Here is a 14992-nt window from a genome sequence, read left to right on the forward strand (position 1 = left end):
TGCGCTCCGCTTCGCGTCGCTCCGCCCTAGAATGACGACTTTGCGGAGGCCTGCGCCAATCGCGACCGCAGTCGCCCTATCCCATCGGCAGCACCGGCCAGAACTCTACGATCCGCCCATCCGAAAAAACGGCAATCGCCCCGAAATGCTGCAGCACGGCCTCGCTCTGCGTCGGCCGCAGGAACGCGTAGTCGCCCGGCTTCACGTCCGCCCCGGCCGGCAAACCCATGAATTGTTGGTTGGACGACAGCCCGATCAGGCTGTTCGGTTTCATGCCCTCCGGAAACGCCGGCGCGGCCATCCACTTGCCGCCATAGAGATAGCAGCCCTTGCGCGGAAAAATGCCGAGCGCCTGCAACGTGCGGGAGACCGCCGGCGGACCTGGCAGCACCGGATCGAGCGCCTTCAGGATCGGCGTCGCGATGAAAGCCGCCGGCTGGAAGCCGCCGAGCCCGGGTGTGTCGAAGTCGCCCGGCAGCACGAAGGCCGAGCCGATCGACACTTCGTTGGCGATGCCCGAGCCATGCAGCAGCGCCGTCTTCGAGCCGCCGATGTTGAGGATGCGGCGCCGGTCTTGGTCGAGAACGGCGACGAACTCAGCGGCTGTAGCAGAGGCCTGCTTCAGCGCCTTGGCAGCGCCGCCGAACAAACCAGGGATTTCCGGCGCATGCGCCTCATAAGCCATGATGCCTTCGCAATGCAGGCGCTCGGGTATCGTCAGCGCCTCGATCTCGGCGGGATGGCGAAAGCCGCCGCGATGCAGGCCGACATCGACCTCGAAGGCAAAACGCAATTCGGTGCCGAGCGCGGCAGCGAGCGCGCCGTATTCGGCCAGCCGCTCCGGCGTGTCGATCAGCCAGCAGACGCGCGACCACCGGCCGGCGCCGCCCCTGGTCAGCGCTGCCTTGGCGGCGCCGACCGGCATCGGCTTGCCGTAGAGCAGGTCGCCGTCGGGAAAAGCGTCAAGCACGGCCTGCGTCACCGGCGGGTGGAAGGTCATGAAGCGGTTGGCGCCAAGCACCCTGGCGATATGCGAAAGCAGCGGCATGCAAGGCAACGACTTGTCGACCAGCCGCACCGCAAGGCCTGGCGCCAGCCTCTCCTTGACCAGCGCGATGTTGCCGTCTAGCCGGTCGCGGTCGAGCACCAGGCAAGGCCGAAAAATGTCGGCGGCCCTCAATGCGTCGGACAGAGCGGCGAAATAGGCGCTCATTGCTGGACGCCAAAGGGATTGGGCTCGATGCCGAACAGGCCGGCCATGTAGGGCGACACGAAGCGGTTCTCCGGGTCGATGTCGCGGCGCACCGCCATCGCATCGTCCCAGCGCGGATAGAGTTTCTTGAGATCCACCGCCTTCAAACTGTGCATCTTGCCCCAATGCGGCCTGCCGCCGTATTTCAAGAAGACCGGCTCGGCCGCGCGCATGAAAGGCAGCGGGTCGTTCGCCGCATCGTGGTGGATGGCGATCGAGCAGGTCAGCCTTTTGTGGAAGGGCGAGAGCCAGAACTCGTCTGCCGCCACCGACCGCACCTCCATGGGAAAATAGACTTCCGGAAAGTGCTTTTCGGTCAGCGCGATGATCTCGGCCAGCGCCTTCGGACCTTCCTCGTAAGGCAGGTGGTACTCCATCTCGTTGAATTTGGTGCGCCGCTCGCTGGCGTAGACGTTGAGCCAATCCTGCACGTAGTCCTCGGCCGGCACCTTTTTCACCGCGCCCCGGATCAGCGCACGGCGAATCGACGGAAGTAAACGCAGCACGGTGCGCAGCCTGCGCAGCGTCGCCAGTCCTTCCTCGTCGTCCTCGGTCGGCCGCGGTGTGGGCTGCGCCGCGCTCAGATCGCTGGCGATGAACTGGGCATAGCCGGAAAACGGGATGTAATAGAACTCGGCCGAACGGTGCGCGGCCATCATCGCCTCGAAGTCGCGCAGCATGTCGCCGATCGGCAGCACCCATTTGCGGCGGCGCAGGCGATAGGTCGCAATGTTGTTCATAGTCACTTCTGTGAGCACGCCGAAGGCGCCGAGCGCGACCCCGGTGGCATGGATCATGTCCTGGTCGCCGGCCCGGCTGAACTCGCGCAGTTTTCCTTTGCCGTCGACGATCTGCGCGGATTCGAGCTGCGTGTGATAGGCGCCGAGCGTCGTACCGGAGCCATGCGTGGCCGTGCCCAGCGCGCCGCCGATAGCCTGCCTGTCGATGTCGCCCATATTCGGCAAGCCCTGGCCGATGTCCTGCAGGACATGCATCAGCGCCCCGAGCCTTGTGCCCGCCCTAACCCGCGCCCGGTTGTTCGCGGCATCGTGCGAGACCAGTCCCTCGATCTTCTCCAGCGAGACGATGGTGCCGTCGGACTGCACCAGCGGCGTGAAGGAATGGCCGGCGCCGGCGACGCGCAGCGGCCCCGGCGCCGAGCGTACCAGCTCGGCCAGTTGGCCGGCATCGGCCGGTGTGGCGATCTGCTTCGGGCAGGCCGTGACGAAACCCGACCAGTTGCTCCAGCCGTTGGCCATCCCGATCCTCCCGCTCAGGCCTGGACGCGCCGGCGCGCGACCAGCACAAAGACGCCGAGCAGCGCCACGCTGGCCAAAGCGGTCGCGGCGGCGAATTCCGGCACCGGGCGGAAATTCGCGCCGTCGATCAAAAGCGAAGCGGCGACCGGGCCGATGGCGAGGCCGAAGAGCTGGGCCGCCGGCACCAGCAATACGGCGTTGCGCGTCTCGTCGGCGGTGATCGCCAGCCGGATCTGGTAGGGCACGATGAAGAGCAGGATGAAGCCCATCACCAGCGCGACTGCCCAAAACAGCGGAAGACCCGGGCCTGACGCAAGCAGCGCCGAGCCGATCGCCGCAGTGATGCCGATGACGGTGATGGCGACACGATAGTCGATGCGCGCCTCGAAGACGGTCGCGGTCATGGCGCCGATCACCTGCGCGGCAAGGCTTGCCGAGACCATCAGGCCGACGGTGCGGCCATCGATGCCGAACTGCGCGCCGATGGGCTCGAGGAAAGCCCAGACCGCGCCGAAGAACATGAAATAGCAGAAGATCGACAGCAGCGCCGTGATCGCCGGCAGGGTGAGCACATTGGAAAAGTGCTCTTCCTTCGGCAGGTCAGCATAGTCATCCGGCACGGTCCAGGCAACGGCCAGCGAAAGCAGGCATACGATGCCGAGCGCGAGAAAGCCGCCGGCCGAGCCGGCTTTGGGCACCGCATAGAGCGCGAGTATCAGCGCCAGCGCGCACTGCGCCAGAGTCTGCAGCGTGACGAAATAGCCGCCGATGCGCTCGGCGCGGCGCGAGCGGGCGATCAGTTCGGTGGCGACGGCGACAAGACCGCCCTCAGCAAGCCCTGCGAGCGTGCGCGCGCCGATCAGCGCATTGGGGTTGCCGGCATAAGCGGTCCAGAAATTGGCGAACGCGAGCAGGACGAGCAACACCGCACTTTTCCAGCGCATGTTCCTGGCAGGCAGCAGCATCGCCACGATCGCCGAACCGATGGCGATCGCGATCATCTCGGCGGTGGCGACCAGCGCCAACTCGTCGCCGGTGACATGACCCTCGGTGTAGAGCGCACCGAGCAGCACCGGCTGCAATCCGAGGATCAGCAGGCCGACCGAGCCGATCCACAGCGCCGAGGCCAGCTGCAGTCCCGTCGGATTGCCGACAAGCCAATCGCCGTTTTCCGCTCGCGCGGCATCGATGACAGTCACGAGGCGCTCTCCCTTGCATCTCGATCGAAAAACTGACAAGTTGTCAGTATTTGACGAAACTGATACTTGATCATGTTTCTTGTCAACCGCGAATTCGTAAGCCCACGAGATTTGGCGCATGACGCAGATGAGGCGAACGGCGACGGAACCTCGGCGAAGGCCGAAGCAGGAGCGCAGCCGCGAGCGCATCGACGCGATCCTTTCGACGACCATGCGGCTGATCGGCGAAAAGGGCATCGACGCGGTAACGATGAAGGAAGTCGGCGCGCTGGCCGGCGGACCGATCGCCACCGTCTATCATTATTTCCCCAGCAAGTCGGCGATCCTGGCCATGCTCTATGAGCGTTTCTCAGAGGAAAGCCGGGCGCGCTTCGGCGCGATCATCGCCGAGATACGCGGGCTGGACGACGTGACGGCGGCGGCCGACCGGATGCTCGACGACTACCACGGCCGTGTCGCGGCCGATCCCGCCATCCAGGACCTGCAGAACGCCATCCAGGCCGACAAGGCGCTGCAGCATCTCGACATCGCCGAGACCAGGCATCAGGCAAAGATATTCTGCGACCACGTCGCGCCGATGTTGAAGGCTGAGCAACGCGAGGCATTCGGGCGCGTCGTGTTCCTGATCTTCCAGCTTGCCGGCGGCGTCGTGCGGCTGGCGTTGACACAGGACGAAGAAGAAGGCCGGCGCACGCTCGACGATTATCGCTCGATCATCCACACGCAGCTGCGGTTGTTTTTGTAGTTTCGGCGGTTGGGGGGAGATCAGATGTCACGCGGACTTTCGCCAATCGCCAACGCCGCTGCAAGGGCAGCGCCGGCGGTGGAACCGCCAATCTCCCCCCTCGTGGGGGAGATGTCCGGCAGGACAGAGGGGGGCGCTGTCCCGCCAGCGTTGCAGGAATAGCCTAAGACGCATCCAGCTTCGGCCCGAGAATCTCCACAAGCCAATCCACAAACACCCTCACCCTTGGCGACAATTGGCGGCTCGGCGAATAGAGCACCGAGATCGGCGTCGGCGTCGGCGGGTGGTCGGCAAGCACCTCGACCAGCCGGCCCGCTTCGATGTCGGCAGCGAAGCGGCGGCGCGGCGCCTGGTAGAGGCCGAAACCCTGGCGCACCAGCGCGGCGGCGGTGTCGGAATTGGAAACCGTGACGCGCGACGGCAGAACGATCTCGCGGATCTTGCCGTCGACAGTGAATTCCAGCGGCATCACCTGCCCGGTGCGCGACGAGACGAAGCCGATCATCATGTGCCCGGCAAGCTCGTCCAGCGAGCGCGGTAGGCCATGGCGCGCAAGATAGCCGGCGCTGGCGAGCGTCGCCTCGCGCGCCATGCCGATACGTCGCGCGATCATCTCGCTGTCGGGCAGCGTGCCGGCACGCACCACGCAGTCGACGCCCTCGCGCACCAGATCGACGAAGCGGTCGCCCTCTCCGATATGCACGGTAAGCCGCGGGTGACGCTCGAGCAGCGCCGGCAGTTCCGGGATCACCAACGTGCGGGCCAGATGGCCGTTGATATCGACGCTCAACCGCCCGTGCACTTCATGCGCGCCAAATCCGCCCTCGGCGTCCTCGATGTCGGCCAGGATGCCGGTGCAGCGCTGGTAAAAGGCCTCACCGTCGAGCGTCGTGGTGACATGGCGCGTGGTGCGTCGCAGCAATTGCACGCCAAGGCGCTCCTCCAAACGCTTGATCGCGGCGGTGGCGCTGGAACGCGGCATGCCGAGATCGGCGGCGGCAGCGGTGAAGCTGCGCCGTTCCACGACGCGGGTGAAGAGCCGCATGCTGTCGAACCTGTCCATGCGCCATTGTTCTCAGAGACTGAATAGTGTTGGCAATCCACGGCCGATTATATCCGCCAGCCAGGCGAGTATATGCATCTCCATTCGCAAAGAAGGAGATTTCGCCATGACCACCCGCCCCATCGCCCTTATCACCGGCGGCAGCCGCGGCCTCGGCCGCAACACCGCGCACAACCTCGCCCGCCGGGGTGTCGACGTCATCATCACCTATCGCTCGCGCGCCGACGAGGCGAAGGCGGCAATCGCCGAGATCGAGGCCGCCGGCGGCCGCGCCGCCGCGCTGGAGCTCGATACCGGCGCCGTCGCCAGCTTCCCGGCCTTCGTCGCGGCGTTGAAGAAGACACTTCACGAGATCTGGCAGCGCGACCGCTTCGACTATCTCGTCAACAATGCCGGCACCGGCCTGCGCAAGATGATCGCAGAAACGACCGAGGAGGAATTCGACACGCTGATGAACACCCATCTCAAGGGCGTGTTCTTCCTCACCCAGGCGCTGCTGCCGCTGATCAACGATGGCGGCCGCGTCATCAACATCTCGAGCGGGCTGGCACGTTTCGCTGCTCCCGGCTCGTCGGCCTACGCGATGATGAAGGGCGGCATCGAGGTGTTCACGCGTTATCTCGCCAAGGAGCTCGGTCAGCGTGGCATCACCGCCAACACCGTGGCGCCCGGCGCGATCGCGACCGACTTCAATGGCGGTCATGTGCGCGACAATGCCGAGATCAACCGCATGGTGGCCGGCGTCACCGCGCTCGGCCGCACCGGCGTCGCCGACGATATCGGCCCGATGATCGCCTCGCTGCTTTCCGACGACAATCGCTGGGTCAACGCTCAGCGCATCGAGGTCTCGGGCGGCATGAACATCTAGATTGCCTGACGGATCAATCCTGCCCCGATCGGCTCGACGACCCGAAGGATGTTCGCGCGCTGGCGCTCTCCGGTGGCGTCGCGACATTCCACGAGCTCAAATGGCGCGTCGCCATGATCGCGACAGGTGACGCGCCCGACCATGCCCTTCCCGTCAGGGCGATCGTGGAGCGATTCGACGCGCTGTTTCCCGACCGCGCCGAACTTTCGGATCGCACGGGGTGGGAGCTGCCGGTCATCGGCACCATCGATGTCTACCGGAACTCGCCGGCCACCTATAGTTTCGCGCCGGTGGCCGCTGTCATCGAAGAGGCCGCAATGTATTTCGGCGACATCAGCATCACCTCGACCGGACCATACGGACTGGCCGAGCGCTGCCCGCTGCTGGTGCTGCGGTCGCCGAGGCCATAGAGACCGACAAGCGGGATTGGTCGTCCGTTCCCGCGGCGGCCGGCGCATTTCCCTGCGGGGCTACGCGCGAGAAAAATTTCGCGCCGCCGTCACCTTGCGCGCGCCTTGACTCTCGCAAGCCGTCAGCCTATTTCAGCGCCACGTTAGCACTCGCCTTTGGTGAGTGCTAACTCGTATCCGGCGGCCTCGCCGGATGGAGGAACAGTTCTCACCGTTCTCATTCGAGGAAGACAATATGGCAAAGTCCAAGTTCCGCCCGCTTCATGACCGTGTGGTCGTTCGCCGGGTCGAATCCGAATCCAAGACCGCCGGCGGGATCATCATCCCGGATACGGCGAAGGAAAAGCCGCAGGAAGGCGAGATCATCGCAGTCGGCTCGGGCGCCCGCGACGAAAGCGGCAAGCTCGTCCCGCTGGACGTCAAGGCCGGCGACCGCATCCTGTTCGGCAAGTGGTCGGGCACCGAAGTCAAGCTCAATGGCGAAGACCTTCTGATCATGAAGGAATCCGACATCATGGGCATCATCGGCTGAGCATCGGCCTTATTCCGTCAACTGAATCTTGAATCTGCGGGTTCGACCCGAACCCCTGACAGGAGCTTACAATGGCTGCAAAAGACGTAAAATTCTCCCGTGATGCTCGTGAGCGCATGCTGCGCGGCGTCAACATCCTCGCCGACGCGGTGAAGGTCACGCTCGGTCCCAAGGGCCGAAACGTCGTCATCGACAAGTCGTTCGGCGCCCCGCGCATCACCAAGGACGGCGTCACCGTCGCCAAGGAGATCGAGCTCGAGGACAAGTTCGAGAACATGGGCGCGCAGATGGTGCGCGAAGTCGCTTCGAAGACCAACGACATCGCAGGCGACGGCACCACGACCGCGACGGTTCTGGCGCAGTCGATCGTCCAGGAAGGCCACAAGGCGGTTGCCGCCGGCATGAACCCGATGGACCTGAAGCGCGGCATCGACCTCGCCGTCACCGAAGTCGTCACCGCTCTCGGCAAGGCCGCCAAGAAGATCAAGACCTCCGAGGAAGTCGCCCAGGTCGGCACGATCTCGGCCAATGGCGACGAGTCGGTCGGCGCCATGATTGCTGAAGCGATGCAGAAGGTCGGCAACGAAGGCGTCATCACCGTCGAGGAAGCCAAGACCGCCGAGACCGAGCTGGAAGTCGTCGAAGGCATGCAGTTCGACCGCGGCTATCTCTCGCCCTACTTCGTCACCAACGCCGACAAGATGGTCGCCGATCTGGAAGACGCCTACATCCTGCTGCACGAGAAGAAGCTCTCCAACCTGCAGGCCATGCTGCCGGTTCTCGAAGCCGTCGTGCAGACCTCGAAGCCGCTGCTCATCATTTCGGAAGACGTCGAGGGCGAGGCCCTGGCCACGCTGGTCGTCAACAAGCTGCGTGGCGGCCTGAAGATCGCCGCCGTCAAGGCGCCGGGCTTCGGTGATCGCCGCAAGGCCATGCTGGAAGACATCGCCATCCTCACCGGTGGCCAGGTCATCTCGGAAGACCTCGGCATCAAGCTCGAGAATGTCGGCCTCAACATGCTCGGCCGCGCCAAGAAGGTGTCGATCTCCAAGGAGAACACCACCATCGTCGACGGCGCCGGCAAGAAGGCCGAGATCCAGGGCCGCGTCGCCCAGATCAAGCAGCAGATCGAGGAGACCACCTCGGACTACGACAAGGAGAAGCTGCAGGAGCGTCTGGCGAAGCTCGCCGGCGGCGTCGCGGTGATCCGCGTCGGCGGCGCGACGGAAGTCGAGGTCAAGGAAAAGAAGGACCGCGTCGATGACGCTCTGAACGCGACCCGCGCGGCCGTGGAAGAAGGCATCGTCGCTGGCGGCGGCGTGGCCCTGCTGCGCGCTTCGGCCAACCTCAAGGCCACCGGCGCCAACTCCGACCAGGCCGCCGGTATCAACATCGTGCGTCGCGCGCTGCAGGCTCCGGCCCGCCAGATCGCGGCCAACGCCGGTGCGGAAGCCTCGATCGTCGCGGGCAAGATCCTCGACAACAAGGGCGCGACCTTCGGCTACAACGCCCAGACCGGCGAGTATGGCGACATGATCGCCATGGGTATCGTCGACCCGGTCAAGGTCGTGCGCACGGCTCTCCAGGACGCGGCCTCGGTCGCCGGCCTGCTCGTCACCACCGAAGCCATGATCGCCGAAGCTCCGAAGAAGGAGTCGGCTGGCGGCGGCATGCCTGGCGGCATGGGCGGCGGCGGCATGGGTGGCATGGGCGGCATGGACTTCTAAGAAGTCCATAAAGCACGCCCATCAACTAACGTTGCTCAAGCCCGCAAGCGGGCTTGAGTGGCGGCATGGACTTCTAAGAAGTCCATAAAGCACGCCCATCAACTAACGTTGCTCAAGCCCGCAAGCGGGCTTGAGTGGCGGCATGGACTTCTAATCCAGCCGATCTCGCAAACCATACGGAAAGGGCGGCAGAGATGCCGCCCTTTTTCGTTTGAGTCACCCCGCGGAGACTTGTTGCGGAGCATCGGTCTGCGAGCGTTCAAACAGCGATGTCCGCCCGCTCAGCCGCCTTGCCGGCGCCCACCGCCGCCTCGACCAGCGCCACCACCTCGTCGGCCACGGCAGCCAGCGGCGCACGGTCCTGGGTGGCGCGGGCGATCACCATCAGGCCTTCGAGTGAGGATTCGACAAGCAGCGCCAGCGCCTGGGCTCGAGGCTCGGCCACCCCTGCCCGCATGAAGGCCCGGCGCAGCAGGCCGATCCACTGCTCGAAGGCCGTACGGCAGATCTCGACCAGGTCCGGCACATCGTTCGGTGCGTCCAGCACCACAGGCGCGACCGGGCAGCCAAGCGAAAACCGGTTTTCCTCGAGCATCAGCTCCACCGACTGGTAGATACGGCGAACGGCGACGGCCGGATCGCTCTCCGCCGCCAGCGCCGCACCCAGCCGCTCGGTCACGTCGGCCACGCTGGCGCGCGTCACCTCGACGACCAGCTGGTCCTTGCCCCCCGGAAAATGGAAATAGAGCGAGCCGCGGGGCGCGCCGCTGGCGCTCAAAATGTCGTTGAGCGAGGTGCCGTGATAGCCGCGCTGCCTGATGAGCAGCGCGGTCGCCTCGATCATGCGGGTGCGTGTGTCCGTGGCCATGTCAACCTCTGTCAGGAGGAGCATTATAGGGCTTGCCGAAAATATGACAATCGGTCTACATAATATGTAAATCGGTCTACATATTTTGGAGATGACAAATGCTGCGCTACCGGCTGGAGGAACAAGGCAACGGCATCGATGCCCTGGCGATGCGGGAAGAAGCAATGCAGCGGCCGGGACCGCATCAGATCCTGGTGCGCGTGCACGCCACCTCGCTCAACCGCCGCGACACCATGATCCTCAACGGTACCTATCCGCTGACGCCGCGTGCCGGCATGGTGCCGCTGAGCGACGGCGCCGGCGAAGTCGTCGCCATCGGCGAAGGCGTTGCTCGCTTTGCCGTCGGCGACCGCGTCACCGGCAGCTATTTCGCGCGCTGGGTCGACGGCCGTATGCATCCGGGCGTCGTGGACCAGCTCGGCTGCACGCTGGACGGCATGCTCTCGGAATATGCCCTGCTCGACGAGCAATGGGCGGCGCGGCTGCCCGACCATCTCTCATGGCAGGAGGCGGCAACCTTCACCTGTGCCGGACTGACCGCCTGGAGCGCACTGACAGGAGCGGAGATTCCGAAGCCTGGACAATGGGTTCTCACCATCGGTTCAGGCGGCGTCGCATTGTTTGCGTTGCAATTCGCCAAGCTCGCCGGCTGCCGTGTGGCGGCCGTCACCTCGCGCGCCGAAAAGGCCGACAGGCTGCGGGCGCTCGGCGCCGACCTCGTCATCGCCACGGCCGAGACGCCGGAATGGGGCCTGAAGCTGCGCGAGGCGACGGGCGGCGTCGACCTGGTCGTCGAGACCGGCGGCCCGCCGACTTTTCCGCAATCGCTGATCGCCAGCCAGCTTCATGGCCGCATCGTCCTGCTCACCGTGCAGGACCAGAAGGGCAGATCGATCGAAATCCCGGGCGCCGTCTACCAGCGCAGCCTGGTCACCATCGGCCGCGTCTTCGTCGGCAGCCGCAACGGGCTGGAAGCGATGCTCGCCGCCGTCGCCACGCACCGGTTGAGGCCTGTCATCGACAGCGTCTTCCCCTTCATCGAGGCGCGCGACGCCTACCGGCATTTCCAGCAGGGCGACGTCTTCGGCAAAGTCGTCATCGACGTCGCCTGAGTGCCGCATTTTCTCGCAAACCAGAGGAGTATCAGCCATGACAATTCGCGAAGCCTCAGCCCTTTGGCAGGGAACGCTCAAGCAAGGTGGCGGCCGGCTGCGGCTGGGCAGCGGCGTCTTCGAAGGCGCCTACTCGTTCCCGTCCCGCTTCGAAAACGGCCCGGGCACCAATCCGGAAGAGTTGATCGCGGCCGCGCATGCCGGCTGCTTCTCGATGGCGCTCACCGCCGTGCTCGACGGCGAAGGCCACACGCCCGGCAGCATACGCACGACTGCGAAGGTGCATCTCGGTGCCACCGCGGCCGGACCGACCATCACCCGTATCGAACTCGAAACGCAGGCAAGCGTCGCGGGCATGTCGGCCGGGGATCTCGAACGGCTTGCGCAAAAGGCCAAGGCGACCTGCCTCGTCTCGCGCGCGCTGGCCGGCGTCGCCGCGATCACGCTGAAGGCGAGCCTTGCCGAGGCCGCCAGCAATCACTGAGAACAAAGGAACACATCCGATGACCCACGAACGCATCATCGACATCGCCAGCGCCAAGCGCTCCGCCGAAACAGCCGAAATCATGCGACGCTACAATGACGTCTTCCAGCGCCACGACCCTTCCGCACTGGACGAATTGGTGGCGGAGGACTGCGTGATCGAGAACACCGTGCCGGCGCCGGACGGCGCCCGCCGCATCGGCAAGGCGGCTTGCATCGAATTGTGGTCGGCGATCGCGACCGGGCCTGGCACGCGCTTCGACCTCGAGGAGACGTTTGTCGCCGGCGACCGCGCGACTATCCGCTGGCGCTTCTGGATGGCCGACGGCAGGTCGCTGCGCGGCGTCAACCTGATGCGCGTCGCGAACGGCCGCATCGTCGAGGCGCTGGGCTACGTGAAAGGATAGGCCTGGCGCGAACAAGCCGCGCTCAGGCCCAGCCCGCAATCCGCCCCGCCAGGATTGGATTGCGGGCAATCGCCGGCTACGAGGTAACCCGGTTGAGCTTTACGAAGGTCTTGGGACTGCGTTGAATGGTCTGAAAGATCACGCAATAGCGGTCCGTCAGCTCGAGCAGTTGGGTCAGCCGGCTTTGCTCGACATCCGTCTCGATGTCGAACCGCAGACGGATTTCCTTGAAGCCGACCGGCACGCCTTCGGTCACTCCAAGCGTGCCGCGAAGATCGACGTCGCCCTCGGCGGAGATTTCCGCCGACTTGATCGGTATCTCGAGAACCGCGGCCGCGGCCCGCATGGAGACGCCGGCGCAGGCGATCAGCGCCTCCAAAAGCATATCGCCGGAGCAAAGCTCCTGCCCGCTGCCCCCGGCCTTCGGATGGATGCCCGCAAGAGCAAGTCCGCGTCCGGTCTCGACCTTGCAGGTTACCCGGGAGTCGTCGGCGCTTCCCCTGGCCTTCAAGGTAAGAAGCGCGGCCCGCGCGTCCTTGCGATAAATATCCTTGATGGGCTCCTGCGTGGCGCGAAACGTCGCGATGTCCATTGGTACTCTCCTGTCATAAACTTCGGTTGTTCGAAATCGTCAGCCATCGTGCGAACCTATTCCGCGATGGCGATGCCAGAACCGCCGAGCTCGGCGGGGAAGTCCTTCAGCTTGCGCAGCCCGTCCTTCATCGGCAGGACCGTCTCGGCGTAGTTGACATGGACCCCCGGTGTGAATTCCACCGTCGGTATCGTCGCTGCGTAGATGTCGACCAGTCCGAGCGGCGGATGATCCGTCATCAGATGACCGCCGCATTTCGTGCAGAACTGGCGATCGCTCATCTTCGACTTCTTGAAGCCGGACAGAAACTCCGCGCCCTTGGTGACCTTGACGTTCTCAGGCTTCCACAGCGTGAAGGCGTTGACCGGAGACGCCGACCACGAACGGCAGGAACTGCAATGGCAGTAGCCCATTGCCTCGGCGGTTCCGTGGACTTCGATTTCCACGGCGCCGCAAAAACACCCGCCCTTATGTACCGTCATGACTCTCATCCTTATCCAGGTTCGGTTCGACCGCGCTCAGCGCCGGTTTGAGGCGACACCGCGCAGCGCCGGCGGGTTTAAAGCTTCCGGCAATGAACGGAATGACGGGGCGTCCGCCTTACTTGACAGCGCGTCCGGAACTCGAAAGGGATGTCGCGCCGGATTGCCGCGCGATTGGCGGGAAATGGATGGAATGGCCGGGGACGCTCTGTCTGACCTTCTGAAAAAGGTGCGCCTCACCGGCGCGACGTTTTTCGACATCGCGGCCCAGGACCCATGGGCGGTCTGCTCGCCCTCGCCGGCGTCGATATTGCCGAGAATACTGCCGGGCGCGGATCACCTGATTTCCTACCACGTGCTCACGGCCGGCCGCTGCTTCGCCCGTATCATCGGCAAAGAGGCAATTCCCGTCGAGGCCGGCGAGGTCGTGGTCTTCACCAGGAGCGACCCGCATATCATGTCGAGTACGCCCGACCTGCGGGCCGATCCGCCGACCGCGGATGTGCTGGAGATCGCGGCCGCCAGCCAGACGCCGTTCCCGATCAACTTCGTCAAGGACGGATCGCAGTCGGCCCGGCTGGTCTGCGGCTATCTCGCCTGCGATGCGCTGCCCTTCAATCCGCTGCTCGAGGCGCTGCCGCCGGTCATCAAGGCCGGAGATGTGAGAGGCGACGGCGGCTGGCTCGGCCAGTTCATCAAGCTGGCGGTATCGGAGGTCGCCGAAAAGCGCGCCGGGAGCGAGACGGTGCTTACCAAGCTCAGCGAGCTGATGTTCGTGGACGTGCTGCGCCGCTACGTGGAATCGCTGCCGCCGCAACAGACCGGCTGGCTGGCGGGCCTGCGCGACCAGCATGTGAGCAAGGCCCTGGCACTGATCCACGACCGGCCGGCGCAGCATTGGACGGTGGAGGCGCTGGCCAAGGAGTCGGCGCTGTCGCGTACCGTGCTCGCGGAGCGCTTCGCAAAGATTGTCGGAATGCCGCCCATGCACTATCTCGCCAAATGGCGCATGCAGATCGCCTCGGAACTGCTCAGCGCCGGCAACAGGAACGTTGCCAGCATCGCGATGGAAATCGGCTACGAATCGGAAGCGGCTTTCAGCCGTGCCTTCAAGAAGATGATCGGCGTTCCGCCTTCGGCCTGGCGTCTCGGTGTCCGGGCGCCCGACTTCGGAAGCGAAACGGCTTCCGAGACCGAGGGCGAGCCGGCCGAGCAGCCGTAACGGCGAGACACTCTACCTTTTTGATTTAGAGCCGGATTCAGATTTCAGGTCGACCTCGACCTGAAATCATCCGGCCCTAACGATCTGCGAGCGCCAGCTTGGCGCCGAGCATGACGAAAGCGCCGGCGAAGGTCCGGCGCATCCAGGTCAGCACCTTCGGCCGCGACACGATGTGGCTGCGCACCGAGGCCGCGAACACGCCATAGATGGCGAAGACGACGAAGGTCATCAGCATGAAGACGCCGGAGAGTTCGAGCATCCTGGCAAAGGCGTGCGGCTCGTTGCTGCTGACGAACTGCGGCAGGAAGGCAAAGAAGAAGATCGACAGCTTCGGATTGAGGATGTTGATGAGGATGCCTGAGGTGATCGTCCTGGCGGTCGAGCGCGGCGCGGCATCCTCGTCGATGCTCAATCCGCCCTTCTCCTTCAGCGTGTTCCAGGCCATGTAGAGCAGATAGGCGACACCGAGATATTTGAGCGTCTCGAAGGCGACGGCGCTGGTGTGCAGCACCGCGGCAAGGCCGGTGATGGCGGCCGCCATATGCGGGATGATGCCCAGCGTGCAGGCGAAGGCAGCTACGACCGCGGCGCGCGCGCCGCGCGAGAGGCCGGCGCTGAGCGTGTAGAGGACGCCGGTGCCCGGCGAGGCCACGATTATCAGCGACGTCAACAGGAATTCGATGCTCATGGGTTTCCTCCGCGGCCCTGCCCGCGGCGGCAAGGTATCGGGCAGCGTGAGGCGGGGCAAGCGCCGGAGAGCGCGATCTCCCG

Annotated in this window: 17 protein-coding genes; 9 read left to right on the top strand and 8 right to left on the bottom strand. The window is 64.9% G+C overall.

The annotated features are described in order from the left end of the window. Positions 1-76: 76 nt before the first annotated feature. The 3 genes from F3H96_RS20300 to F3H96_RS20310 are packed head-to-tail and all read right to left on the bottom strand — an operon-like array spanning position 77 to position 3710. Positions 77-1213 carry an alanine racemase gene (locus F3H96_RS20300; protein WP_149803509.1) on the bottom strand — a complete coding sequence of 379 codons (1137 nt, stop codon included), beginning with the start codon at positions 1211-1213 and terminating at the stop codon, positions 77-79. Continuing rightward, the gene (locus F3H96_RS20305; protein WP_149803510.1) at positions 1210-2511 is read right to left on the bottom strand and encodes a D-arabinono-1,4-lactone oxidase; all 1302 of its coding nucleotides are present in this window, start codon (positions 2509-2511) and stop codon (positions 1210-1212) included. Before F3H96_RS20305 ends, F3H96_RS20300 begins: the two co-directional genes overlap by 4 nt. 14 nt (positions 2512-2525) lie before the next feature. Continuing rightward, positions 2526-3710: an MFS transporter gene (locus tag F3H96_RS20310; RefSeq protein ID WP_149803511.1), complete on the bottom strand. Its 1185-nt coding sequence runs from the start codon at positions 3708-3710 to the stop codon at positions 2526-2528. A 118-nt stretch (positions 3711-3828) separates the two neighbouring features. Between F3H96_RS20310 and F3H96_RS20315 the strand changes: the two genes are divergently transcribed. Continuing rightward, a complete protein-coding gene (locus F3H96_RS20315; RefSeq protein WP_149803512.1) occupies positions 3829-4455 on the top strand; it encodes a TetR/AcrR family transcriptional regulator in 627 nt (208 codons plus the stop codon). Between the two features lie 163 nt (positions 4456-4618). Here the strand turns inward: F3H96_RS20315 and F3H96_RS20320 are convergent, their stop codons facing one another. Next, positions 4619-5518 (bottom strand): LysR family transcriptional regulator, encoded by a 900-nt coding sequence (locus tag F3H96_RS20320; RefSeq protein WP_149803513.1) that lies wholly within the window; start codon positions 5516-5518, stop codon positions 4619-4621. A 106-nt stretch (positions 5519-5624) separates the two neighbouring features. Between F3H96_RS20320 and F3H96_RS20325 the strand changes: the two genes are divergently transcribed. The 4 genes from F3H96_RS20325 to groL all read left to right on the top strand — a co-directional run bounded on the left by F3H96_RS20325 (position 5625) and on the right by groL (position 9055). After that, positions 5625-6386 (top strand): SDR family oxidoreductase, encoded by a 762-nt coding sequence (locus F3H96_RS20325; RefSeq protein WP_149803514.1) that lies wholly within the window; start codon positions 5625-5627, stop codon positions 6384-6386. Positions 6387-6499: 113 nt separating this feature from the next. Further along, the gene (locus F3H96_RS20330) at positions 6500-6796 is read left to right on the top strand and encodes a hypothetical protein (RefSeq protein WP_188131466.1); all 297 of its coding nucleotides are present in this window, start codon (positions 6500-6502) and stop codon (positions 6794-6796) included. 235 nt (positions 6797-7031) lie between these two features. Next, a complete protein-coding gene (gene groES / locus F3H96_RS20335; protein WP_010915433.1) occupies positions 7032-7328 on the top strand; it encodes a co-chaperone GroES in 297 nt (98 codons plus the stop codon). A 71-nt stretch (positions 7329-7399) separates the two neighbouring features. Further along, positions 7400-9055 (top strand): chaperonin GroEL, encoded by a 1656-nt coding sequence (gene groL, locus F3H96_RS20340; protein ID WP_149803515.1) that lies wholly within the window; start codon positions 7400-7402, stop codon positions 9053-9055. Between the two features lie 259 nt (positions 9056-9314). On the opposite strand, the gene F3H96_RS20345 is transcribed toward groL, so the two are convergent. Beyond that, positions 9315-9923, bottom strand: a complete 609-nt coding sequence (locus tag F3H96_RS20345; protein ID WP_149803516.1) for a TetR/AcrR family transcriptional regulator — start codon at positions 9921-9923, stop codon at positions 9315-9317. Between the two features lie 98 nt (positions 9924-10021). On the opposite strand from F3H96_RS20345, the gene F3H96_RS20350 reads away from it, so the two are divergent. From F3H96_RS20350 to F3H96_RS20360, 3 genes are read left to right on the top strand one after another with little or no spacing between them, the layout of a single operon-like run. Continuing rightward, the gene (locus F3H96_RS20350) at positions 10022-11035 is read left to right on the top strand and encodes an NAD(P)-dependent alcohol dehydrogenase (RefSeq protein ID WP_149803517.1); all 1014 of its coding nucleotides are present in this window, start codon (positions 10022-10024) and stop codon (positions 11033-11035) included. 37 nt (positions 11036-11072) lie between these two features. Continuing rightward, positions 11073-11519: an OsmC family peroxiredoxin gene (locus F3H96_RS20355; protein ID WP_149803518.1), complete on the top strand. Its 447-nt coding sequence runs from the start codon at positions 11073-11075 to the stop codon at positions 11517-11519. Between the two features lie 19 nt (positions 11520-11538). Continuing rightward, a complete protein-coding gene (locus tag F3H96_RS20360) occupies positions 11539-11925 on the top strand; it encodes a nuclear transport factor 2 family protein (RefSeq protein ID WP_149803519.1) in 387 nt (128 codons plus the stop codon). 76 nt (positions 11926-12001) lie between these two features. On the opposite strand, the gene F3H96_RS20365 is transcribed toward F3H96_RS20360, so the two are convergent. Together F3H96_RS20365 and F3H96_RS20370 are read right to left on the bottom strand one after the other, a co-directional pair. Next, positions 12002-12517 (bottom strand): OsmC family protein, encoded by a 516-nt coding sequence (locus F3H96_RS20365; protein ID WP_149803520.1) that lies wholly within the window; start codon positions 12515-12517, stop codon positions 12002-12004. A gap of 56 nt (positions 12518-12573) precedes the next feature. Further along, positions 12574-12999, bottom strand: a complete 426-nt coding sequence (locus tag F3H96_RS20370; protein WP_149803521.1) for a GFA family protein — start codon at positions 12997-12999, stop codon at positions 12574-12576. A 193-nt stretch (positions 13000-13192) separates the two neighbouring features. Between F3H96_RS20370 and F3H96_RS20375 the strand changes: the two genes are divergently transcribed. Continuing rightward, the gene (locus F3H96_RS20375) at positions 13193-14221 is read left to right on the top strand and encodes an AraC family transcriptional regulator (protein WP_188131467.1); all 1029 of its coding nucleotides are present in this window, start codon (positions 13193-13195) and stop codon (positions 14219-14221) included. A 76-nt stretch (positions 14222-14297) separates the two neighbouring features. Here F3H96_RS20375 and F3H96_RS20380 read toward each other — a convergent pair whose 3' ends face one another. Then, entirely contained in the window at positions 14298-14909 is a 612-nt protein-coding gene (locus tag F3H96_RS20380; RefSeq protein ID WP_149803523.1) for a LysE family translocator, read from the bottom strand. Positions 14910-14992 lie beyond the last annotated feature (83 nt).

The sequence above is a fragment of the Mesorhizobium sp. NFR06 genome, assembly GCF_900115245.1.
Classification (GTDB): Bacteria; Pseudomonadota; Alphaproteobacteria; order Rhizobiales; family Rhizobiaceae; genus Mesorhizobium.